Below are 20557 nucleotides of genomic sequence, written 5' to 3'. Positions count from 1 at the left end.
CCGGAAACACGTGGCCGATCCGTCCGCGATCTAGGGTGCACTTGGCGCTGGATGCCGCGGCTTGCGGTGGCAGCGGACACCCGAAGGCGGAGCTCGGCCAGGCGGTGAACGTGGAGGCGACGACGTCCGTCGCACGCAGGAGTGCACCAAGACGGTTGTGGCTGCGGTCGCGGACGAGCTGTAGGCCGCCTCGGAGGCAGGTCAAGGACGACTCGGAGAGCATTGACCACAACGAGCGGCTCCGCAGGTCTGCGGCCGACCATGTCGCCACTCCGGAGATGGAGATCTTCATGCGTGCGGGCAGCGACGGCGTCATCGCCATCAACGGCGGCGCACGGTCACGCAGGGGTGACGCCGATGCGCCATTGGCGGGCGTGCAATCCCGGCAGGATAGCGCGCCCGCCGCTGTGGTCAGCTCTTCTGGAGCTCCCAGAATCGAAACACGGTGGAGGCGTCGAGGCAGTTCTCAAGGCCGTAGACGCCGTCGCGGACCACCGCGTATTGCTTGGCCTGCCAGACGGGCAGTACGGGCAGTTGCTCGGCCACGATGTCCTGGAGCTGTCCGTACTCCTTGTCGGTGGCGGCGCGGTCGCTCTCGGCGGCGGTACGCGGGATGAGCCTGCCGGTGATGGTGCTGTTCGTGTAGTGGTTGTCGAGCACGTTGCCCTGGCCGAAGAAGGGCGCTGTGAAGTTGTCGGCGTCCGGGTAGTCGGGCACCCAGCCCTTGACGTAGACGCCGTACTTGCCCTTGGCAATGTCCTTTTCGTACTGGTCGAAGGGCACCGATTTGACGTCGGCCTGGAAGAGTCCGCTGGCGTTGAGCTGGGCGGCGACCGTCTTGAGTTCGTCGTCGGTGGCCGGGCCGTAGCGTGAGGGGGTGGACCAGAGGGTGAGGTGCACCTTGCCGGTGATGCCGTCGGCGTGCAGCGCGGCGGTGGCCTTGGCCTTGGAGGGGCGGGCGCCGTAGGTGTCGAAGAAGGCCGTGTTGTGACCGGCGATGCCGGCCGGGATGATCGAGTACAGCGGGGTCGCCGTGTCCTGGTAGACGTCCCGGATGAGGGCGTCGCGGTCGAGCAGGTAGGCGATGGCCTTGCGCACGCCGAGCTTTCCGGCCACGGGGTCGTCCATGTTGAAGACCAGGTGCTGGACTTCTGCGCTGCTGCCCTCGACGACCTCGATGCCCTTGGTGTCGTCTTGGGCGTCGATGCCGGCGATGTCCTTGGTGGTCAGGCCGCGGTAGGCGACGTCGACCTTGCCGTCGAGCAGAGCCTGCTTGAGGGCGGGTTGGTCGCCGTGGAAGAACTTCAGGGTCACACCGGCGTTCTTGACCTGCGCAGTGCCCTTGTAGTTCGTGTTGGCGGAGAAGACGGCCTCGTCCTTGCTGAAGGAGTCCAGCTTGTAGGGGCCGGAGCCGACCGCCTGGTTGTCCTTGCGCAGTCCGTTCGCGTCGTACTGCCGGTGGTCGACGATGGAGCCGGCACCGGAGGCGATCTTGCTGGGGAAGGTCGCGTCGGGTGCCTTCAGCTTGAAGACGACGGTCTTGTCGTCGGGTGCTTGGACCGAGTCGAGTACGGAGAACATGATCGCCGGTCCGGCCGCGTCGTTGATCTTCAACGTGCGGTCGAAGGAGAACTTGACGTCCTGGGCGGTCAGTGGGTCACCGTTGCTGAACTTCAGACCGTCCTTGAGAGTGCATTGGTAGGTCTGGGTCCGGCTGTCGGTGAAGGAGCAGGACTTGGCCGCCTCGGGCTGTGGCTCGGTGCCTCCCTTGGGGAAGCCGAGCAATGTCTGGAAGACGTTGTCGAACAACAGCCAGGAGCCGGGATCGTAGCCGGAGGCCGGGTCCGTGGCCAGCACGTCGTCGGACATTCCCACGACCACGTGGGAACCAGCATCGTTGGAACCGCTACTCAGGGAGCCGCACCCGGTCAACAGACCGCAGGCCAGCCCCGCCGCGACCGGCAGGGCCAGCCACTGGTTGCGCATCTTCACTGCATGTGCCTTGTCTTCGGTTCTCGTCGCCCCGGGCCACTGTCCTGGCGCCGGGGCGGGCCGGGCCGGGCGCCTGCAGGCCCAGGGGACGCCAACTGCTCATACGACGGCCGAGGTCCCACAGCTGAAGGGTCGCGGACAAATGGAGAGAATACCCGGCCCCTGTGGCAGACCTGGCTCGCTTTGTCAGAGAACGCGCAGAATGCCTATGACTTTGCCGAGAATCTTTGCCTGATCGCCGGGGATCGGGTCATAGGCGGGGTTGCGGGGCATGAACCAGACCTGCCCCGCTTGACGCCGTAGCATCTTGACCGTCGCCTCGTCTTCGAGAAGGGCGGCGACGATGTCGCCGTGCCCGCGCTGCGGATCCGACATCGACACCAGCGACCTTCCTCGGGCTGAGCATGGGCGGGCACATCGCGGTTCGGGCAGCGACCGAGCTGCGCTTCGAGTTGGCTGCCGTCTTCTACCCGGGTTGGCTGCTGAACAGCGGCTTCCCGCTGGTCGGCCCGGTGCCCCCGTTGGAGACCAGCGAGCGGATCGCCGCGAGCGGCGCCTTCCTGCTGGGCTTTCGTGGCGAGCTGGACCACATCATCCCGGCCGAAGAGTGGCAGCAGGCCGAACAGCGCCTCACCGAGGCCGGCGTGCCGCACGAGCTGGTGACCTACCCGGGCGCCCGACACGGCTTCGCCTGCGCGGACCGCCCGGTTGACTACGACCCGCAGGCTGGTGCGGACGCCTGGAAGAAGGTCTACGCCGCGTTGGCATCGCACCTGTAGCCGGCGTGCTGCGCCACACACCCAGAGGGTCAGAAGCGCGGGGCCCGCGCCGTCCCGGGTGCGGGCCCGCTGCCTCATGAAAATGGAGCCATCAGGCGGTGGGGGCCAGGTCGTCCTCGGAAACGGTGCTCGTCGAGATGTCCTTCCTCCAGCCGGTGCTGAGCCTGAGGAGCAGCGAAGCGGCTGCCAGGACCACACCGAACCAGATGACGCTGGTGACACCCACGTGGTCGACGAACAGTCCACCGAACAGCGCACCGAGCGCGATGCACGTGTTGTACGCCATGGTGTTGAGCGACATCGCGGCTTCGAAGGTCTCGGGCGCGGCGGCGAGGGTCATGTTGACCTGGGACAGCTGCACGGCGCCGAAGGAGAGTCCCCACAGGACCAGCGCGACAACGGCGCCGGCCTCTCCGTCACCGATGCCACGAAGCAGCAGCAGGGCCGCCAGGAGCCCCACGAGCCCGACGATGAAGGTGCCTCGCAGGCTCCTGTTCACGGTGTATCCGGCGATGAAGTTCCCGACGGCACCGCCGACACCGAAGATGATCAGTACGACCGTGATGAAGGTGGACGTGGCGGATGCCTCGTCCTCCAGGTAGGGGCGCACGAACGTGTACGCGCCGAAGTGGCCGAGCACGAAGAAGATCACGATGAGCAGCACCGTACGAAGCTGCCCGTTCCTGACCGGCAACCCGAAGACCTCCCGGACCGAGACCGCGTTCTCCGAGGGCAGCGACGGAACGATCGCCGCGACCGCCACAAGCACCAGCAGGCTGAGGCCGGCCCAGATGGCGAAGGTGGTCCGCCAGTTCGTGTGGGCTTCGACGATGGTGCCGAGCGGAATGCCCACAACCGTGGCGATGGAGATACCGGACATCACCACCGCCGCCGCCCGGCTCGCGTGGCGCTCCGGAATGATCCGCATGGCCATGCTCACGCCGATGGCCCAGAAGACGCCGCTGGCGAAACCCATACAGAGCCGCGTCGCAAGAATCAGCGGATAATTCGGCGAGACCGAGGTGATGAGGTTTCCCAGGGTCAGTACCGCCAGCAGCGTGGACAGAAGAAGACGTCGGTTGACGCGCCTTGTCCAGGCCACGATGAACGGGACGCCAAGGCCGGCCGCGACGCCCTGGGCGGTCACCATGAGGCCGGCGACACCAACTGAGACGCCAAGGCTCTTACTCAGCGGAGTAAGCAGGCCGACGGGCATCAGTTCGGTGGTGAGGAAGACGAACAAGCTGGCGGTGATGGCAGCGACGCCGAGCCATGCCTTGAAGGCCGAGGGCGAGCGTTCTTGTTCCTGCACGGGCATGACTTCTCTCCAACGATCTGCTCACGATAGGTGTCTGTGACATATGGCGTCATGAATGGGTTCCGCCTCGGCCCAGGACGGGCTTCGGCCCGAGCGCTGCGGACTGTTCGCCGATGGGGGGCTTCTGGGCGGCCCGCAAAGACTCGGGAAAAACCTCAGGGAGGGTGCCGTAGCCGGCTCCGTCAGAAACGTTCTGCGGCGCCGTACGTGACGTAATCAAATTCTGGCCCGGCAGGCATCAATGAGTCCAAGACATGTTTGTCATCTCATCTATCTTGATACACGATGGATCACATGGACCTGCAGCAGATGCGCTATGTGGTCGCCGTTGCCGAGACGAACAGCTTCACCCGTGCCGCCGAGCGCTGTCTGGTCGTGCAGTCCGCCCTCAGTCACCAGATCGCTCGTCTGGAGCAGGAGTTGGGGGCGAGGCTGTTCGAGCGCACCACCCGCCGGGTGCGGCTGACGCCGGCCGGTGCGGCGTTCCTCCCAGCCGCCCGCCAGTCCCTGGAGGCCGCCGAGCGGGCGGTCATCGAAGTCGCTGCTGCCATCGGTGAAGTCCGCGGGCGGCTCTCCGTCGGGCTGATCCCGTCCGTCGCCGCCCTCGACATCCCGGGCGCATTGCGGGAGTTTCGCCGGCGGTATCCGAAGGTGCGCATCAGCCTCCGTGTGGGCGCGAGCGACGATCTGGTCGAGCAGGTCAGGGAAGGAGCCATCGAAGTGGCCTTCCTGGGGGTGCCAACCACAGTGCGGCCCGAAGGAGTCAGCTCCCGGGAACTCGCCCGTGACCGACTCGTCGCAGTCGTCGCCCCCGATCACCCCTCGCCGCTGAACCAGCGGTCGACCTTCGAAGACTGTCCTCGGAGGTGTTCGTGGACCTCCCGGCCAAGACCGCCGGTCGCGCCCAGTCAGACCTCGCCTTCTCCGCCGCCGACCTGACCCGCGACGTCGCCTTCGAAGTGACCAACGCAGACTTCCTGGCCCGGCTGGTCGGGCAGGGCCTCGGGGTGGCGCTGCTCCCCTCCGCGTACGTGGCTCAACTCAGCGGCGTGGCCACCATCGAGGTCATCGACGCGCCGGCCCGCGTCGAATACATCATCTGGAGTGCCGACAGCCGCACACCCGCGGCGACCGCGTTCCTCCGCATCCTCGGTATCCCGGACGTGCACGGCGCCCCGTGAGACCGACGCGGCCGGCGACGCGGAGGCCACGCCGTCAGCGATGCTCAAGGATTGTCCGGCAAAGATCGTCGGGTACCGCGTCACACATATCCAGTGAAGGTGACTGAGCCTACGCGAGTTCCTTCCGCATCAACGTGCAGATCGTTTCGTAGCGGCGCAGCGAACCATCAGGGGCTTGTTCGTCCCACGCGTCCGGCTGACGGTCGTACGCGACATATCCCAGTCGTTCGTACAGTGCACGCGCCCGGGGGTTGTTCTCCTCCACCGCCAGCTCGGCCTGCCGCAGACCGCGGTTCCTGACGCGCAGTTCCGCGGCTTCGACAAGGAACGTGCCGATCCCACACGACTGCAGAGCGGGGTGGACTGCCAGCTGCCACAAAGTGCCGACACCGTCCTTGACCTGGTAGTCGATGCCGCCCTTCGCCACAGGGATGTCGGTCGCGGGGCAGACCGCAAGGTAGTCGACCTCACCGATCCGGGCACGTTCCAGCTGCCTGGCGACGTCCGCCAGGTGGTGGTCAGACCCTGCCCACCCGCAGGACGCCAGGTCCGCATGCGCCAAGTCACGGACTGACAGCCTCAACACGACGTCGGTCATCTTCAGTACCTCCGGCGAGCCAGCTTCCTCGCCGATCACATGGGACGCAACGCCGTTTCCGCGCGGGCACGCGCCCCGCTCCCGCCGCGGCGGCCACCGGGGCGCGTGGCCGCCGCGACGCGAGCGGGTCAGGAGAGCTGCCAGGTGTCAGCCGCGCAGTGCCGCCATGCCGGCCGCACTGATCCTGGAGAAGCGCAGGGACTGGCCCGGATCCGAGCTGCCGCCGGGGGCGTTGTCCTGCTCGTAGTTCGAGTTGTAGTGCCCCTTGGCTCCGACGCTCCTGTAGAAGTTCGTGTAGTCGATGTCGCTGCGGGGGTCGCTGAACGGGATGAAGTTGAAGCCGTTGCCGACGCCGGGTGCCTCGCCGGTGGCGTCGCCGTCCTTGGCGTGGAACAGCTGGTAGCGCTGCGGCTGCTTGGCGACCTGGGCGGCCGGGTCGAAGATGTCCTCGACGCGGTTGCCCTCCCAGTCGTAGCGCCACCGCCACTGGTGCTGGGCGACGTGCGCCCAGTACACGTCCATCTCGATGACGCACAGGGCCGGGTCGGTGACGTCGAGGTAGTGCTGCATGAGGCGCTTGCCCGACTCTCCCCGCACCTGCGTGGGCGGGATCGGTCTGCCTGTCACGCGGTCCTCGGTCACGGTGACCATGGGACCGTCCTGCAGGAAGTTGTACGCCGGCGAGTGGTTGTGGGTGTACAGGTGGATGCCCCACTGCTGGCTGATCGTGTTCAGCGCCTCCCATTTCTCGCCGGCGACAGTCCACGGCTCGATGTTGCGGTTGCCCGCGTTCGTCGGGTCGCTGCCGGTGCCCATGAACGGCGTGCCGAGGATCGCCGCGAATTCGAGCTCGGTCTGGAGCCGCTCGTAGTCCTGCGCGGACATGGCGCCGCCGGGGCTGTTCGGGCCGTTCCACGTGTTCGGGATGAAACCGTGGTTGCCGATCGCCTCCAGACCGTACGCGTCGAGGAAGCCGCGCAGCGTACGCGCGTACGCCAGGTACGCCGCCCGCGACTGCGGTGTGGTGACGCCGCCCGGCGCCGGGTTGGGCACGTCGCCGCCGGGGTTCGCGGCGTTCTGGCCGTAGCCGGCGAACTCGATCTGTTTGAAGCCGCAGTTCGCCAGGAACTCGAACAGTTCCACCCAGCCGCCGGGCAGCGGCACGAGCGGGCCGAGATCGGTCGGGTCCTGCGGGAAGTTCGGTCCGCCCAGGCGGCCCATGGTCGGTGAGACGCCGAGCCGCGCGCTCGCCGCGATGCCGACCCGCGTGGGCACGTCGCGCTGGCTGTAGGCGATCGTGCCCAGCTTGCCGCCCGGGATGAGCCGCCCGTCGGCCGCGCTTGCCTGGGCCGGCGTGAACACGGATGCGGGGCCGATCGGGCTGAAGGCCGCGGCCACCGCCGCGCCCGCGCCGACCATGAACCGGCGCCGGTTGAACTTGCTGTCGAAGGCCATCGTGGTCCCTCTTTCGAAGTGGCTGAACCAGATCAGGGCCGGGGCGCCGTGGTGATCGCACGGCGCCCCCGGCCGCGGGGTGGTGCTAGGAAGCGCTCACTCCTTGTCCGCCGAACTCGGCCCAGTTGAGGTTGAACAGGTTGCCGCCGGTCTGGCCGCCCGTGACCGACCGGAACACGAGGTAGATCTTGTGCTTGCCGCCCGGGTCCGTGATCGGGAACTTCTGGCTCTCCCAGGTCGCCGTGCCACCGGTCGACGTGAGATTCGCCGTGGTGAGAACCGGCCCGCCGACGGAGTCGAGGTGGACCTCGACGGCGGCCATCGGGCTGCCCGCCGGCACCTGCGTCGACGTGCTCGCCACCCGGAACGTCAGCGAGTCGATGGCGCGCAGGTTGAACGGTCCGTTCAGGCCGATCCAGTCGCCGTTGCCGAGGCTGCCGCGGTGCTGGCTGCCGCCGTCCGGGTCGTTCGTCGTGGCGACGTTGGTTCCGGACTCCTCCAGGGAGACCTCGGCCTCCTGGCGCTTCTGCCGGATCTGGTTCTGAGCGACCGTCGTCAGCGCCGGAACGCCGCCGGCTCCGCCCTTATCGGTGTACGAGGCGCTGATGACACCGAACACGTTGCCCCCGTGGGACACGTCGTTGGCATCGGTCGCCAGCACACCCGTGCAGCCGTGGGCGCTCTGTTCGGCGTGGCCGTGGGTGTCGTGGCCGAGGACGAACGTCACCTCGACCTTGCTGCAGTCGATCGTCCCGTCCTCGGGATCGGTGACCGTCACCGAGAACGGGATGCTCTCCCCGAAGGAGAACAGGCCGCCGTCGACCGGCGTGTTGACGGTCACGGTGGGCGCGGTGTTGCCGACCGTGATGGTCGTGTTCGCCGAGGCGGACTTGCCGCTGGAGTCGAGCACCGTCAGCTTCGCGGTGTACTGTCCCGGCGTCGTGTAGGTGTACTGCGGGTCGGGGTCGATCGAGTCGACGGTTCCGTCACCGTTGAAGTCCCACTCGAACCGGATCGAGTCGCCCGCGTCGGGATCCCGCGAACCCGCGCTGGAGAACTGCACGTTCAGCGGAGCGGAGCCGTTCGTCGGCGTCGCCGCGAGCACCGGGATCGGTGCGCGCTTGCCCTTGACGTAGTCCCACCGGTACAGGCCGGCGTCGGCGTTGCTGTTGAAGAAGCCGTCTCCGTAGCCGAGCAGGTAGAAGTGACCGCCCCCGTCGAACTGCATGTCCATCGGGTTGTCGCACTCGAACGGCTTGCTCGTGTCCGGGACCCGCTTGGCATTGAGGCCGGCACAGTCGAGCACGTCGTTGATCTTGAACACTCGGCCCTTCGAGTCCAGGCGGACCTCCTTCAGGGTGTCCCGGGTGAACTCGCCCATGAAGACCGCGTTGTCGTAGTACGGCGGCAGCTTCGTCTGATCCGGGTTGTCCGGGTCGAAGTGGTACTTGGCCGCGCCCTGCGGGCCGACACCGCCGGTGCCCAGCTCGGGGAACAGCCGCGGGCAGGTGGTGGCGCCGGAGCCGTTGTAGTAGGCGAGGCACGGCGTACCGATCGGGTTGTCCGCCCGGTTCTCGGGTGTGTACGAGTACCAGATGTCCGGGTTGGTGATCGGCGGTCCGTACTCGAGGCCGGGCTCGACGCTGGGTCCGCCGTCGAGGTTCCACCTGGAGTTGTTCTGTGGCCCGTGCTCGGGGTTGTTGCACTCGAACGGCTGCGCGGGACTGTCCAGCGGGGTGGAGGTGTTGAAGTCCCAGCGGTAGTACGGCAGGTCCTGCTTCACGCACATCGGCCAGCCGTAGTTCGCCGGCTTGCGCACGATCTCCACTCGGCCGGTCCCAGCCGGCCCGCGGAAGTTCTGCGGGGTCTGCGAGTCGGGCGAGTAGTCGGTGATGTAGGCGACGTCGTTCTCGTCGACCTGGACCCGGAACGGGTTGCGGAAGCCCATCCCGTAGATCTCCGGACGGGTCTTGTCCTTGCCGACCGGGAAGAGGTTGCCCGAGGGCACCGTGTAGGCGCCGCCGAACTTGTTCTGGTCGCCGGTCGCGATGTCGCCGTCCTTGACCGAGATACGCAGGAGCTTGCCGCGCAGGTCATTGGTGTTCTGCGCCGAGCGGCGAGCGTCGACGAACGGGGCGTTGTACTTTCCGGTGGTGGTCAGCATGTCGTTGAAAGGAGCGAAGCCCCCGGAGTTGCCGCCGCCGGCCGGGGTGTCGTCGCCGGTGACCATCCACAGGTTGTTGTGCTTGTCGAAGTCGATGTCGCCCGCGACATGGCAGCAGGCGCCGCGGTTGACCGGAACCCGCATGATCTGCTGCTCGGAGGCGACGTCGAGGTGCGCCGGCGTGTCCCCGGCGGCATCGACGAACTTGAAACGGGACAGCTGGAAGTACCCGACCCAGGGATCCCAGACGGCCGGCGAGTCACCGGTGGTCGGCGCGTCCGCCGTCGGAGTCGTCTGCGTGACGACCTCACCCGTCGACAGCTTCACGTCCTTCACGGTGGGAGGCGCGTAGTAGAGGTAGACCCAGTGGTTGGTCTTGAAGTCGTTGTCAATACCCGGTCCGTACATGCCGTCTTCGCTGTTCTGGTAGACCGGGATCTGGGCCAGCACAGTGGTCGTGTTCGACTTGGGGTCGTGCAGCCTGACGCTGCCGCGGCGGTCGGTCTGGATGGCTCGGCCGTCGGGAAGGACGTCGAAGCCGATCGGCTCGCCCAGGTTCGGCGGGGCCGCTACGGCCGTCTGCTGGTAGTTGGACAGTACCGTCGCGCCGCAGTCGGAGTACACCGGATCGGCCTGCCCGGCCGCCCACTTGATCGCGCCACCGAGGTGCGAGCGCAGGTCGCCCTCACGGAAGCCGGCTGCGGTGTTGCCGAGCGCGGTGTAGAAGGAGCGGCCACCCTCAAAGTCCTTGCACCAGGTGACCGGGTGGTCGGCCCCCATCGTGCCGCCGCTGATGCCGGTGAGCGTCTCACCCGACGGCTGCTTCTTGAAGGTGTCCTCGACGACGGTGGCCAAGACGTGGCTCTTGCCACGCACATTGGACTTGAAGTTGTACCAGGCGTCGGAACGGGTCCAGTACTCGGGCAGGTTCTTCGACGCCTCGTGGACGCGGTCTGCGACCTTGATGGTGCCGGGCTGCACGTCGGTCCGGCCGGATGCGCGGGTGCCGAGGACGTCGGACAGGAATTTCCAGTCGGGCTGGGCTTCGATCGCCGAGCCGACGGCGACGAGGCCGCCGCCCGCGCGGTAGTACGCCTCGAAGGCGTCCTGCTGGGCGGTGGTGAGCACGTCGCCGCTGGTGTTGAGGAAGACGACGGCGCGGTACTGCTTGAGGTGCTCCTCGTCGAACTTGCGGGAGTCGTCGGTCACTTGAACCGCGAACCTGAGCTGATCGCCCAGCTGTCTTATGGCGTCCACACCGGCGTTGGTCACCGACGGGTGCGCCTCCGTGGATTTCGTGAAGACCAGGACTCTGTATTGGTTGCCGGAGCTCTCCGGCACTGCGGCGTCCGGTGGGGCCGCCGCGGCCGGGACGGACGCCGACGCCAAACCGATGAGCATGCTGCCCAGGAGTGCGAGCAGCGCGCCGAACACGGTGAGGCGGCGGCGAAAGGCTATGCGCATGGAACCTCCTCAGGAGTACGCCAGGCCAACGGGCCGTCATGCGGAGACGGCTCGGCCGGGAAGGGTGCGGTATGCGCTGGTATGCCCAGAAGAAACGTCGGACAGGTGATCGGTCGCTGAGGTGCGGGTGGGACGGGGCGGCGACAGGTGCGTGCACTACGCCGAGCTGCGCATCAGCGCCCACCGGGATCACTGGTGAGCGACTGGCTCGGTCCAAACTCCTGCGCGGATCGTATAGCCGCGAATCCGACAAAGAAAGAGTCTGTTACGCGCAAGTTTCCAGTAAAGGGGTCCAACTTCTGCTGAATGAAGCCAAAGTCCGCTGCCGACGAGAGGAAGCCGTTGCCCAGCCGCCGATCTCCGGCGGCACATCACCGACGTAGTGGCCCTCAAGCTCGTGCCACGGACCCGTGGGAGGGTGCCGGTCTCGTTGCTGCTCCGCGAGGTACGAGCACCGTGGACTCCGCATAGGGGAGGGGACGCCGACGTAGGAGTCGTCGGCGCGTGGTGCTGAGAGAGCCCGGGAGATCGTGGAGAGCGCAGTCGGTGGCCGGTTTGGCAGTTGGATCGCCCCAGACGCTGCGGGGGTCGAGGCGGTGAGTTCGCGGCTCGCCCGGAGCGTCGGCGGAGACCGATGAGTCTGGACGGCTTCCGGGACTTTTTCACCGCGACACGCGGCCGCCGAGACGCCGAAGGGACCGCGCGGGTTCTGACCGCTCTCGACCGGGCTCTCGCCGACGCGAAGCAGGGCTCTCAGCCGGCCTTCTCCCTCATCGCGAACTGGCAGCGGACCGTGCTACACCGCGACGCCGTCGTCTTCCGCACAATGCCGGCCTTCGCGAAGGGTGGACGAGAGCTCTACGGCCTCACGCCCGACACGCACGCACGGTTCGAGCACTGCCTCGCCGAAAGCACCAGCCCGGACCTGCCTCTCCCTTCGCGCGCCGCCCGGGCCCACCTCGATGTCCTCTTCTTCCATCCGTTCGAGGACGGAAACGCCCGGGCAGCCATGCTGGCGCTGGCCTTTGTCTTGGGCCGCGAAGGCGCCCCGCTCGGCCAGGTGCGCCCACTGCAGGCAACCCGCTGGGCCGACGACGCCGAAGGCGCGGCCGATCTGGCGGTTCTGCTCGGAATCCTGATCACCGCGGCGGACCGCCGCCTGTCCAACAGGAGCCACTCATGACCGGACGCGACGTCATACACAACGAACTCGCCCAGGGACTGCGCCGCCCGACATCACAGGGCATCGAGTGGTTCGACGGTCTCGGCCCGGAGGAGCAGTCCGAGACTCTGCGGCTCCTTCGCCATCACTGCGTCCGAGCTCGCGCTGTCATCGAGGACGGACCGGGGAGCGTCCGCCGTGCCGGACTGCGCCCGACGCATACACCTGCGGTGCTGATCACACGCGGCCGGATCGACCAGCAACTGGGGAAGATCGCCGGCCTCGCCCCTCTTGACGAGCGCCGCATGGGGTCTCGGCTGCTGATCGCGGTACTTGCGATCGCCGATGCACGGCGCCGCGAGCGAGTCCTGGAGTTCGTGGCGGAGCAGCCCGGCGAGGACCGCCCGGTGGTCGCCGCGCTCAAGCGGCTCGCGGCACTGGTCCCGCACAGGCACGAGGACGTCCTGCGGGTCCACCTGCCGACCCGCCAGGTCACCCGTGCGAAACGCCGGCCGTCGATCCGCGCGGACGCTGCGGCGTCGGCCAACTCCGAGCTCGAGTTGCGCGATCCGGCCACCTGACAGATCGTGGAAAGAGAGCGTGGAGGACCGCACCGGGCCGGACTGGCGCGCGGACGCCTGGTATCTGGCCGTGGAGATCACCGGTCCGGGCAGACCCGCCGACGCGGACGAGCAGCCCGTGGCCCCGGTCGCGCTCGCCGAGTGAATCCGGACCATAGCCCGTCCGCGGTCGACCACCCGCCTGGGCTCCAAGGCGCGGCGTCGGGGACGCCGGAGTCGTCGACGGTTGCCCCCTCGGACAGGGCGCGACGTTGTCCGCGCGGCCGTCCCATGGTTCTCCCTCCGGATCAACGCATCGGAGGACCACCGTGACGATCAAAGGTTACGACGTATCCGCCTTCCAGGACGCGAACTTCCCAACTAAAGGCACCAGTTTCGCGTTCATCAAGGGTACTGAGGGTCGTTCCTACGTGAACCCCAAGCAGAAGGAGCAGACCGCGCACGCCCGCGCCGCGGATCTGGTCGTCGGCTTCTACCACTTCCTGCACTCGGGGCACATTAAGGAGCAGGCGGCCCACTTCGCAGAGGGCTCCGCGAGCATCGAGTACGATCTGCTGGTCGTCGACTGGGAGTCGAACTCGGACGGCACCTCGGCGACCTGTGCAGAGAAGGATTCCTTTATCGCAGAGGTCAAGCGGCTGCGCGGCTCCAACCACAAGATCGGGCTGTACTGCAACCGGGACTTCTGGCGTCACCGGGACACCACCGGCAATGCTGGTGATTTCCTCTGGATCGCCGAGTACGGCGTGGCAGCGGGCAAGCCCAACATCCAGTCCGATTGGATGTTCCATCAGTACACCGACAGGCCGCTGGACACCAACGTGGGCAACTTCGCCTCAAAGGCCGAGCTGGTCGCCTTCGCCGGCGGCATCAACGGCGTGCAGAACTGAATTCCGCTATCGGGCGGGGCGGCCTGGCTCCGCCCCGCCCACCTGCGAACGCCGTTCCTGACCCGTAGGAAGGCTTCGCTGCGGCAGGCAAGACGTCATGATCGTCGGCGGCAACCCGGTCGGCGATACTCGGCTTCGCATGATCGGGGTGCCGGAGTCGCCGATCTGGTGGAGCGGCTCCTCGCACTCGGTCATCAGCAGCTCGGGGGTGCCGCCGGCCGGGCCGCTGCCGTTCGGCGGCAGCGGCCGTCCTCCTCAACCCAGGTCGAAGGTATTGGGCAGGCCGAGCCGGTAGCGCACCTCGTCGATGCGTTTGAGGGGTTCCAGTTCCTGAGGGCGGTACAGCTCCCAGATCCGGCACCGTTCGGCGTTTGAGCCGTCCTGGTCGAGCAGCGCGTTGACGGCCCGTCGCGCCGACTCGTTGGCGCCTTCCATCGTCGCCAGGTCCACGTCGGTGCGGACGTAGTCGCCGGCGAGGAAGAGGTTCGGTACGGCGGTCTTCGCCGACGGGCGGTTGTAGAGCGTCCCCGTGGGATGGATCAGGAGCGGTTCTCGGTTCTGCGGATCGGGACCGCCGAGCCCTGTCACGGCCGGGTCCATGAACCAGCCGAGCCGGTCGGTGTCCGTGAGCGTCGTCTTGCCGGAGTCGTTCAGGGCGTCCTTCAGTTGCGCCCAGCACTCCTCGACGATCTCCTCACGCGTGCACTCACGGGCCGTCTTGCCGTACAGGATCCCCGGCCGGTCCCACTCCGAGACGATCGCGGACAGGCAGTCGTGGGCGCGTCCGTCGCCGTAGTCGTTCGAGAAGTTCCGTACGTCCCAGAACTGCGCCTGCCCGATGGCCGTCACCGACCAGGGTGAGTCGAGGCAGTTGATGTGCCCGTGGACGACGGGAGTCGGCGTGCCGAGGTAGAACTGCACACCGGTCATCCAGTCCGTCTGCAACGCGTCGCACCGGGCGAGTTGCGGGTCGGCCGCGCGCAGGGCGGTACCCCAGGTGCGCCGGGCGTGCTCGACGGGCATGGCGCAGACGTAGTGGTCTGCGGTGACGGTGCGTTCGTCGCTCCCGTCACGGGCGGAGACCCTCACGCCGGTGACGCGCCCGCCCGCGTACAGCACCTCCCGCACTTGCGTGCCGAGCTCGAACCGGACGCCCAGGGAGCGCAGGTGCGCGGACCAGGGGTCGATCCACGCCTCGCTCGTGGGTGCGTTGAGCACGCGGTCGATGTCCGCGTCGCCGTCCATGCCGCGGCCGAGCAGACCCCACAGCAGCAGCGCCTCGATGATGACGCGGCCGACGGTACGGGTGGAGGCGATCTGGGCGCGGGTGGCGACGAGGTTGCGGGTCTGTCCGATCCCGAGGAGCGTGCGGTACTCCTCGCTCATCCGCTCGGCGCGGATGAACTCCCACCAGGAGGTCTTCTCCCACTGGTCCTCGCGGCGTGCGTCGCAGCTGGTGAGGTGGACGAGGACACGGTCGGCGAAGTAGGCGGCCTCGTTCGCGGGCAGCCGGCTGCCCAGGTCGAGGACGGAGAGGATCTGGTCGCGGATCCAGGACGGGGTGATGTCGCCGGGCGCGGGCGGGGTGGTGACCCGCCTGAGGGGGAAGTGGAGGTCCGGGCGGCCCGCCTCGCGGGCGAAGAGCGCCTCGGTGCCGCTGCGGAGGTTGTCGTGGACGCCGTTGGCGTTGCCGGGGAAGGGGATGCGGCGCATGGTGTCCGGCAGGTTCCGGTAGAAGCCCGGGAAGAAGCGGAAGCCGTGTTCGCCGGGCAGGGGTCTGCGGCCGCCCGTGCCGGTGTGGGGGACGTCCATCGAGCGGGCCTTGCCGCCGAGGACGTCGTAGTACTCGTAGACGGTGACGGTGTAGCCGCGTTCGGCCAGTTCCTGGGCGGCGCTGAGTCCGGAGACGCCGCCGCCGAGGACGGCGACGCGCTTGCCGGTGGGGGTTGCGGCAGCGGCGGCCCCCGGCCGTAACGCGAGAGCGCCCACCGCGCCACCGGCCCCCGTCAGGAAGCGTCTGCGGGTTGTTCCCTGGTGTTCTGTTGTCATGGATACGGGAGGGTAGGCAGAGCGGGGACGCGGCGACAGGTCGCCGTTCGGTCGCCCACGGCATCCTCACAAAGGTGCAGGATTCGTCCAGGACGAAACCGATCTCCACCCTCGGCCTACAGGCCGGAACGGCACCCGCCTTCCCCTCGGGGCGGATGGACGGCCCGCAGCCGCCGTCCATACAGCCGCGGGCCGGCCGCGCCGCCGGCCCGTGAGCACGAGGTGTCCCCCCGCAGCCGGCAGCGTGCCGTGAACGAGGCCCGCGAGCGGTACGAAGCCGAGCAGCATGAGAGGTCTTCCAGCGCGGCATCGCGTTTTGGGACTCCCATCCAGATGCGCCCTCGACTCAGCTGAGTCAGGGCTGCCGGCGGAACGGAGCGAGCGTGGCGCGGACGAGGTCGGCGGCACCCCAGTCGGGGTCGAACTGGGCGATCACGGCCAGGTGCTGGCGTAGCTGGAGGATCGGCATGCGCTCGCGCCAGTCGCGGTCGAGCCCGGTCAGCTCGGCGTACAACTCGAAGAACACGTGCGCCTCGGGCGGCGGCGCCGTCGTCCACAGGTGGGCCAGGTCGACCTCGGCCCACGTGTACGACACGGCCGGGTCGATCAGCGCGGGCCGCCCGTCGGGGGTGGCCATGACGTTCAGCGCCCACAGGTCGCCGTGCGTCAGGCACGCGGGCCTGACCGGCAGCAGCTCGGGCAGCCGGTCGCACAGCCGCTCCAGCGCCGCCCGGTCCGCGGCGTCCAGCGCCTCCTCGACGCGAGGCTCGCCCAGCCAGCGCAGCAGACGGTGCTGGGCGAAGAACTCGAATCCGTCGTCGTCCCAGGTGTTGACCTGCCGACGGCGGCCCAGCCAGTTGTCCCGGTGCCACCCGAATCGGGGGTACCGCGTGGTGGTGTGCAGGTGGGCGAGCGCATGCGCGAGCTGCTCCCAGAAGGCGCCGGTGCCCGGCCGGGGCTGCAGCACGGACAGCACGAGCAGGTCGCGGTCCGCGAATATGATCTCGGGCGTGGCGATGCCGCCCGCCTCGCGCAGCACGGTGAGCCCTTCAGCCTCCGCGGCGAAGGCGTCGCCCGACGGCGGCTCGCCGAACGCCTTGACGAACACCGACGTGCCGTCACCGCGGCGCGCGAGCCCCGCGGTCGCGGCGAGGCCTCCAGTGGCCGGTTCGACCGCGAGGACGTCGGTCACGCCGGCCGCGTGCAGGCGTTGGAGCAGGAAGGACATCGGGTCTGTCACGGCTGTGCTCCTCTGTGGTGGTCACGCATCATGGCAGTTATGGGGTGCCTCCCCGAGGCCGGGTCCGGCCTCAAGATCCTGCACCAGCCACCTCGGCCGGCACAGAGCGGGGCGCGTTCAGGCGTCGCCGGCGGATGACGGCACATCCGAGGACGCGGTACTTGTCGTGGCCGTAGCCGCGGTCGGTCGGCAGCAGGTTCGGGCGGTCTCAGGGTCGGCCGCGCCGATCAGGCTGCCGCGCTCCGGACACGCCGGTTCTACGCCGCGCGCCCGGCTGGAGCGCCCGCGCGGGGGTCGCCCACGTCGTGACGGCCCTGCCGGCCGGCAGGATCAGCGATGCCTGCCGCCCCGCCCCGCTTGGAGGGCCGAGACCCGGCGCCGCCACGCGTTCGTATCCCGCCACGATGACAGACGGCCCGGCTCACCCTCCCCCCTTCTCCTCCGCGGTCCGCAGTGCGAGTGCCGTCAGTGCCTCGGGGGCGCCCGCCTGGCCGCGGACCCCGGGAAAGGCGTTGACGTCCACGATCCGCGGTGTGTTTCCGCCGGCGTCGATCAGGTCGACCCCGTACACCTCGAGCCCGAAGAGCGGGCCGATCCCTCTCCCCATCTCCAGCCATTCCTCGGGGAGTTCATGGAGCGGCAGCGACACGGTCACTCGCTTGGCAAGAGGGCGGCCGTCGGCCAGCTCGGAGCGTCGCAGCGCCGCGAACACCTGACGGCCTATCACCCAGAGTTTGCGGTCCCAGCCGTCGTTGGCGGTGTAAGGCTGTACGACCACCGGCTCGTCGCCCCACTGGCCGCACAGGTCATGGAGCCGTCCTGCGTCGTCGATCCGTGCGACCAGGTCACCACGTCTGCTGTGGCGGCTCTTCACCACCAGCGGATAACAGAGTTCGGGCTCGGCGGCGAGGTGCCGGAGCTTCGCGACGGTTCTGTTGTCCACGAACGGCAGCCCTGCGGACACCGCCCGTTCCGCCATGAGGGTCCTGTCCTGGCACATCGCTGTGGCAGAGTACGAGTTCACGACGCGAGCGCCGCGTTCCTCCAGCGCTCTGGCCAGGGCGAGGGCGGGCGCCGTACGCGCCTTGAGGAGGTAGACGTCGGCCGGCGTGTCGGGGATGCGCGGGCCCGTCGCGTCAGCGGGGTCGATCCAGTCGATGGTGTGGCGGGGTGTCAGAAGAGCGGCTGTGGCGGCCAGCAGTGGATGGTCGGGCCGCGGTGTGATGAGACCGACCCTCATAGGGTCTCTCCGACGGCCGCCGGCATCTGTGCCGGAGTCCGTGCGGCGTGCAAAGACGTCACGACGGCGGCCGGTGGCGGCGCCGCACCTCCGTCGCGTGCCAGTTTCAGGACGGCCCTCGCCACCCGGGCCGGCGCGTCGGGGACCCGGCGAAAGCTCGGAAAGTCGTTGACGTCCACGACCACCGGACCGTCAGGGCCCAGGAGCACGTCCACGCCGTACAGGTCGAGCCCGTAGACCTCGCCGACCTCGGCCGCGATCCGCGCCACCTCCGTGCTGAGTTCGACGCGCCGTTCGGGGATCGGGCGGCCCGGGTGGAGCGGCGAACAGCGCTCGGTCGCGTACAACTCGCCACCGACGCAGTACACCTTGAGGTCAGTTCCGGAGTTGGGCACGTACGGCTGGGCGATCAGGACTCCCTCGCCTGCCAGCTTCGCTCCCATCTCCTTCAGCCGGATCGGCGACGACACGAGGTGTACGCCGCGCCCCGAGCTGCCGTCGGCCGGCTTGACGACCAACGGATAGTCCGCCTCCGGTATTTCGGACAGAGTCTCCCAGCGAGCCACCGCGTAGGTCAGCGGCACGGGCAGCCCGTGGCTGCGGCCGATCGCAGCGGCCAGCGCCTTGTCCCGGACGCCCCTGATGGCGCGGGCGTCGTTGACGGTGGTGAGCCCGACGGCTGCGGCCGCCTCCAGCAGTGTGAGTCCGGGGCCACCCGACACCGTCTTGAGCACCCACGCGTCGTGGCTGCCCTTGCGCACCGCCTCGGACACGGGCACCAGCGAGCTGCCGGGGCGCAGAACGTCCACCCTGTGTCCCCAGGAGGTGAGTTGGCGAATCACCTCGACGGGCATGCCGTCATGACGGTATTGCTCCTCCACCAAGAAGCAGAGTTTCATCGGCCTTACCCCACAACCCCTCAACCCGGTGCGCCCGGGCACACGGCCCGACGGCCTGTCACATGAGAGGTCATGATCTCCTGCGCCCGCTTCTCACTTCACCAGCCCCCCTTGGAGGGCATCCGCTCAAGGTAGTCGGTGTTCTGGGATGTTCTTGTGACGGGTGGCCTCGGCGGTCGTTGCACGGTGTGCGAGTGCACGTCGGCCGTACCGCACCGATGTGTCCGATGCACGCCGAGCTCCGATCGGGCCAGTCTTCACCGCCTGGCGCGCGAACGGACGCGGGCCGCGTTCAGACGTCTGCGCCGGGTCCTGTCACCGCCAATGGACGCGGCGCACCGATGGGCGCGCCCGACGGCAGTCCCGCCACGATGGCCGCGGCGTGCTCCGACACCGGAGACGTGGGCGAGCCGTCCGACAGCCGCCGTGATGGCCATGCCGAGCCCGCCACCGAGGACCACGCGCAGTGGAGGGGACAGGCCGCGGTGTGCCCGCTCTGGCCCAGCTCGTCGCACAGGTGAGCCTTGAGGCGGGTCGGCCTCGTGCAGCGCCTCGGCGACCCGCCGCGCGAGTTCCCGCGGCACTCCCCGGCCGTCGTAGATGGCGGTGAGCTCGGCGAGCTGGACATCCTGGGCTTCGGCGAGCTCCGGGCCTCCTTCGCCCGGCCGGCACTCTCCACAGTGGGATTCACGGAACTGCGCCAGCCCATGCGGCCAGGGCGGTGCTCGGCCGGCGACCCGCCTCCCCTCTCCCGGCTTGATAGGCAAGTGGAGGCTTGCCTATGGTGGGGGTGTGCCTGATGATGTTTTCAAGGCGCTGTCCGACCCGACCCGCAGAACGATCCTCGACGAGCTGACGGAGCGGAACGGCCAGACCCTCTTCGAAATCTGCGCGCGGCTCTCCATGAAGCACGGACTGGGACTGTCACGTCAGGCGGTCAGTCAGCACCTCGCCGTGCTGGAGGCCGCGGGGCTGGTAACGACACGGCGCGAGGGCCGCTACAAGTTCCACAACCTCACCACCGAACCGCTCGAACAGATCGTCTCGCGCTGGCTCAAGCCGCAAGAACCGGAGACCGGAAAATGAAGATCTACATCGCCCACGTATTCGTCGACGACCAGAACAAGGCCGAGCGCTTCTACACCGAAGTGCTGGGCTTCGTGAAGAAGAACGACATCCCGCTCGGCGGCGGCGCCCGCTGGCTGACCGTCGTCTCGCCCGAGAACCCGGAGGGCGCCGAGCTGCTCCTGGAGCCGTCCGGCCACCCCGCCGTCCCGCCCTACAAGGAGGCGCTGGTCAAGGACGGCATCCCGGCCACCTCCTTCGAGGTCAAGGACGTACACGAGGAGACCGCCCGCCTCCGCGAGAAGGGCGTCGTCTTCACGCAGGAGCCGGCCAACATGGGCCCGGTCACCACGGCCGTCTTCGACGACACCTGCGGCAACCTCATCCAGATCGTCCACCACAACGCCTAGGTGTGCTGGCCGGACAGGTTGGTGACGCGGCTGGCTGGTGTTTGGCCGCTGATGCCGGTGTGGGGTCGGT

16 protein-coding genes and 2 pseudogenes are annotated in these 20557 nt (G+C 68.4%); 8 read left to right on the top strand and 10 right to left on the bottom strand.

Annotated features, from left to right (window positions below; all coding sequences use genetic code 11):
• Nucleotides 1–411: 411 nt before the first annotated feature.
• Entirely contained in the window at nucleotides 412–1992 is a 1581-nt protein-coding gene (locus IE318_RS42060; RefSeq protein WP_189908132.1) for an ABC transporter substrate-binding protein, read from the bottom strand.
• 186 nt (nucleotides 1993–2178) lie between these two features.
• Nucleotides 2179–2358: pseudogene (locus IE318_RS42055) on the bottom strand (LexA family protein); the annotation flags it as partial.
• 32 nt (nucleotides 2359–2390) lie between these two features.
• Between IE318_RS42055 and IE318_RS42050 the strand changes: the two are divergent.
• Nucleotides 2391–2771, top strand: coding sequence for a dienelactone hydrolase family protein (locus IE318_RS42050; RefSeq protein WP_373311440.1), 381 nt, complete (start codon nucleotides 2391–2393; stop codon nucleotides 2769–2771).
• A 91-nt stretch (nucleotides 2772–2862) separates the two neighbouring features.
• Here IE318_RS42050 and IE318_RS42045 read toward each other — a convergent pair whose 3' ends face one another.
• Nucleotides 2863–4089 carry an MFS transporter gene (locus IE318_RS42045; protein WP_189908130.1) on the bottom strand — a complete coding sequence of 409 codons (1227 nt, stop codon included), beginning with the start codon at nucleotides 4087–4089 and terminating at the stop codon, nucleotides 2863–2865.
• Between the two features lie 285 nt (nucleotides 4090–4374).
• Here IE318_RS42045 and IE318_RS42040 point away from each other — a divergent pair.
• Nucleotides 4375–5270, top strand: a pseudogene (locus IE318_RS42040) (LysR family transcriptional regulator).
• A 109-nt stretch (nucleotides 5271–5379) separates the two neighbouring features.
• Here IE318_RS42040 and IE318_RS42035 read toward each other — a convergent pair.
• The 3 genes from IE318_RS42035 to IE318_RS42025 form a co-directional block, all read right to left on the bottom strand.
• The gene (locus IE318_RS42035) at nucleotides 5380–5868 is read right to left on the bottom strand and encodes a GNAT family N-acetyltransferase (RefSeq protein WP_189908129.1); all 489 of its coding nucleotides are present in this window, start codon (nucleotides 5866–5868) and stop codon (nucleotides 5380–5382) included.
• Between the two features lie 147 nt (nucleotides 5869–6015).
• Nucleotides 6016–7323, bottom strand: a complete 1308-nt coding sequence (locus tag IE318_RS42030; protein WP_189908128.1) for a sugar phosphate isomerase/epimerase family protein — start codon at nucleotides 7321–7323, stop codon at nucleotides 6016–6018.
• 85 nt (nucleotides 7324–7408) lie between these two features.
• Nucleotides 7409–10951: a ThuA domain-containing protein gene (locus tag IE318_RS42025; RefSeq protein WP_189908127.1), complete on the bottom strand. Its 3543-nt coding sequence runs from the start codon at nucleotides 10949–10951 to the stop codon at nucleotides 7409–7411.
• A 634-nt stretch (nucleotides 10952–11585) separates the two neighbouring features.
• On the opposite strand from IE318_RS42025, the gene IE318_RS42020 reads away from it, so the two are divergent.
• From IE318_RS42020 to IE318_RS42010, 4 genes are all read left to right on the top strand, one after another.
• A complete protein-coding gene (locus tag IE318_RS42020) occupies nucleotides 11586–12134 on the top strand; it encodes a Fic family protein (RefSeq protein WP_189908126.1) in 549 nt (182 codons plus the stop codon).
• Nucleotides 12131–12694: a DUF5958 family protein gene (locus IE318_RS45830; protein ID WP_229904136.1), complete on the top strand. Its 564-nt coding sequence runs from the start codon at nucleotides 12131–12133 to the stop codon at nucleotides 12692–12694. Before IE318_RS42020 ends, IE318_RS45830 begins: the two co-directional genes overlap by 4 nt.
• Nucleotides 12695–12713: 19 nt before the next feature.
• On the top strand, nucleotides 12714–12839 hold the full coding sequence (locus IE318_RS46255; protein WP_267882739.1) for a hypothetical protein: 126 nt from the start codon (nucleotides 12714–12716) through the stop codon (nucleotides 12837–12839).
• A 163-nt stretch (nucleotides 12840–13002) separates the two neighbouring features.
• Nucleotides 13003–13584, top strand: coding sequence for a GH25 family lysozyme (locus tag IE318_RS42010; RefSeq protein ID WP_189908125.1), 582 nt, complete (start codon nucleotides 13003–13005; stop codon nucleotides 13582–13584).
• 255 nt (nucleotides 13585–13839) lie between these two features.
• On the opposite strand, the gene IE318_RS42005 is transcribed toward IE318_RS42010, so the two are convergent.
• The 4 genes from IE318_RS42005 to IE318_RS41990 all read right to left on the bottom strand — a co-directional run bounded on the left by IE318_RS42005 (nucleotide 13840) and on the right by IE318_RS41990 (nucleotide 19012).
• Nucleotides 13840–15633 carry a hydroxysqualene dehydroxylase gene (locus tag IE318_RS42005; protein WP_189908124.1) on the bottom strand — a complete coding sequence of 598 codons (1794 nt, stop codon included), beginning with the start codon at nucleotides 15631–15633 and terminating at the stop codon, nucleotides 13840–13842.
• Nucleotides 15634–15988: 355 nt separating this feature from the next.
• Complete coding sequence (locus IE318_RS42000) at nucleotides 15989–16873, bottom strand: fructosamine kinase family protein (RefSeq protein ID WP_229904135.1); 885 nt, start codon at nucleotides 16871–16873, stop codon at nucleotides 15989–15991.
• A 421-nt stretch (nucleotides 16874–17294) separates the two neighbouring features.
• Nucleotides 17295–18113, bottom strand: coding sequence for an ATP-grasp domain-containing protein (locus tag IE318_RS41995; RefSeq protein WP_189908123.1), 819 nt, complete (start codon nucleotides 18111–18113; stop codon nucleotides 17295–17297).
• A complete protein-coding gene (locus tag IE318_RS41990) occupies nucleotides 18110–19012 on the bottom strand; it encodes an ATP-grasp domain-containing protein (RefSeq protein WP_189908122.1) in 903 nt (300 codons plus the stop codon). Before IE318_RS41990 ends, IE318_RS41995 begins: the two co-directional genes overlap by 4 nt.
• 792 nt (nucleotides 19013–19804) lie before the next feature.
• On the opposite strand from IE318_RS41990, the gene IE318_RS41985 reads away from it, so the two are divergent.
• Nucleotides 19805–20098, top strand: a complete 294-nt coding sequence (locus IE318_RS41985) for an ArsR/SmtB family transcription factor (protein WP_030185504.1) — start codon at nucleotides 19805–19807, stop codon at nucleotides 20096–20098.
• Nucleotides 20095–20487 carry a VOC family protein gene (locus IE318_RS41980; protein ID WP_189908121.1) on the top strand — a complete coding sequence of 131 codons (393 nt, stop codon included), beginning with the start codon at nucleotides 20095–20097 and terminating at the stop codon, nucleotides 20485–20487. The genes IE318_RS41985 and IE318_RS41980 overlap by 4 nt, the downstream gene beginning before the upstream one ends.
• The last annotated feature ends 70 nt before the right edge of the window (nucleotides 20488–20557 follow it).

This window comes from Streptomyces spiralis (genome assembly GCF_014654675.1).
GTDB classification, from domain to species: domain Bacteria; phylum Actinomycetota; class Actinomycetes; order Streptomycetales; family Streptomycetaceae; genus Streptomyces; species Streptomyces spiralis.
This window is presented reverse-complemented; position numbering and strand designations above follow the sequence as displayed.

Coding starts and splice junctions, on each gene's coding strand:
- IE318_RS42045 (WP_189908130.1), bottom strand. CDS start 4,089: ATGCCCGTGCAGGAACAAGAACGCTCGCCCTCGGCCTTCAAGGCATGG.
- IE318_RS42035 (WP_189908129.1), bottom strand. CDS start 5,868: ATGACCGACGTCGTGTTGAGGCTGTCAGTCCGTGACTTGGCGCATGCG.
- IE318_RS42030 (WP_189908128.1), bottom strand. CDS start 7,323: ATGGCCTTCGACAGCAAGTTCAACCGGCGCCGGTTCATGGTCGGCGCG.
- IE318_RS42025 (WP_189908127.1), bottom strand. CDS start 10,951: ATGCGCATAGCCTTTCGCCGCCGCCTCACCGTGTTCGGCGCGCTGCTC.
- IE318_RS42020 (WP_189908126.1), top strand. CDS start 11,586: ATGAGTCTGGACGGCTTCCGGGACTTTTTCACCGCGACACGCGGCCGC.
- IE318_RS45830 (WP_229904136.1), top strand. CDS start 12,131: ATGACCGGACGCGACGTCATACACAACGAACTCGCCCAGGGACTGCGC.
- IE318_RS42005 (WP_189908124.1), bottom strand. CDS start 15,633: ATGACAACAGAACACCAGGGAACAACCCGCAGACGCTTCCTGACGGGG.
- IE318_RS41995 (WP_189908123.1), bottom strand. CDS start 18,113: ATGAGGGTCGGTCTCATCACACCGCGGCCCGACCATCCACTGCTGGCC.
- IE318_RS41990 (WP_189908122.1), bottom strand. CDS start 19,012: ATGAAACTCTGCTTCTTGGTGGAGGAGCAATACCGTCATGACGGCATG.
- IE318_RS41980 (WP_189908121.1), top strand. CDS start 20,095: ATGAAGATCTACATCGCCCACGTATTCGTCGACGACCAGAACAAGGCC.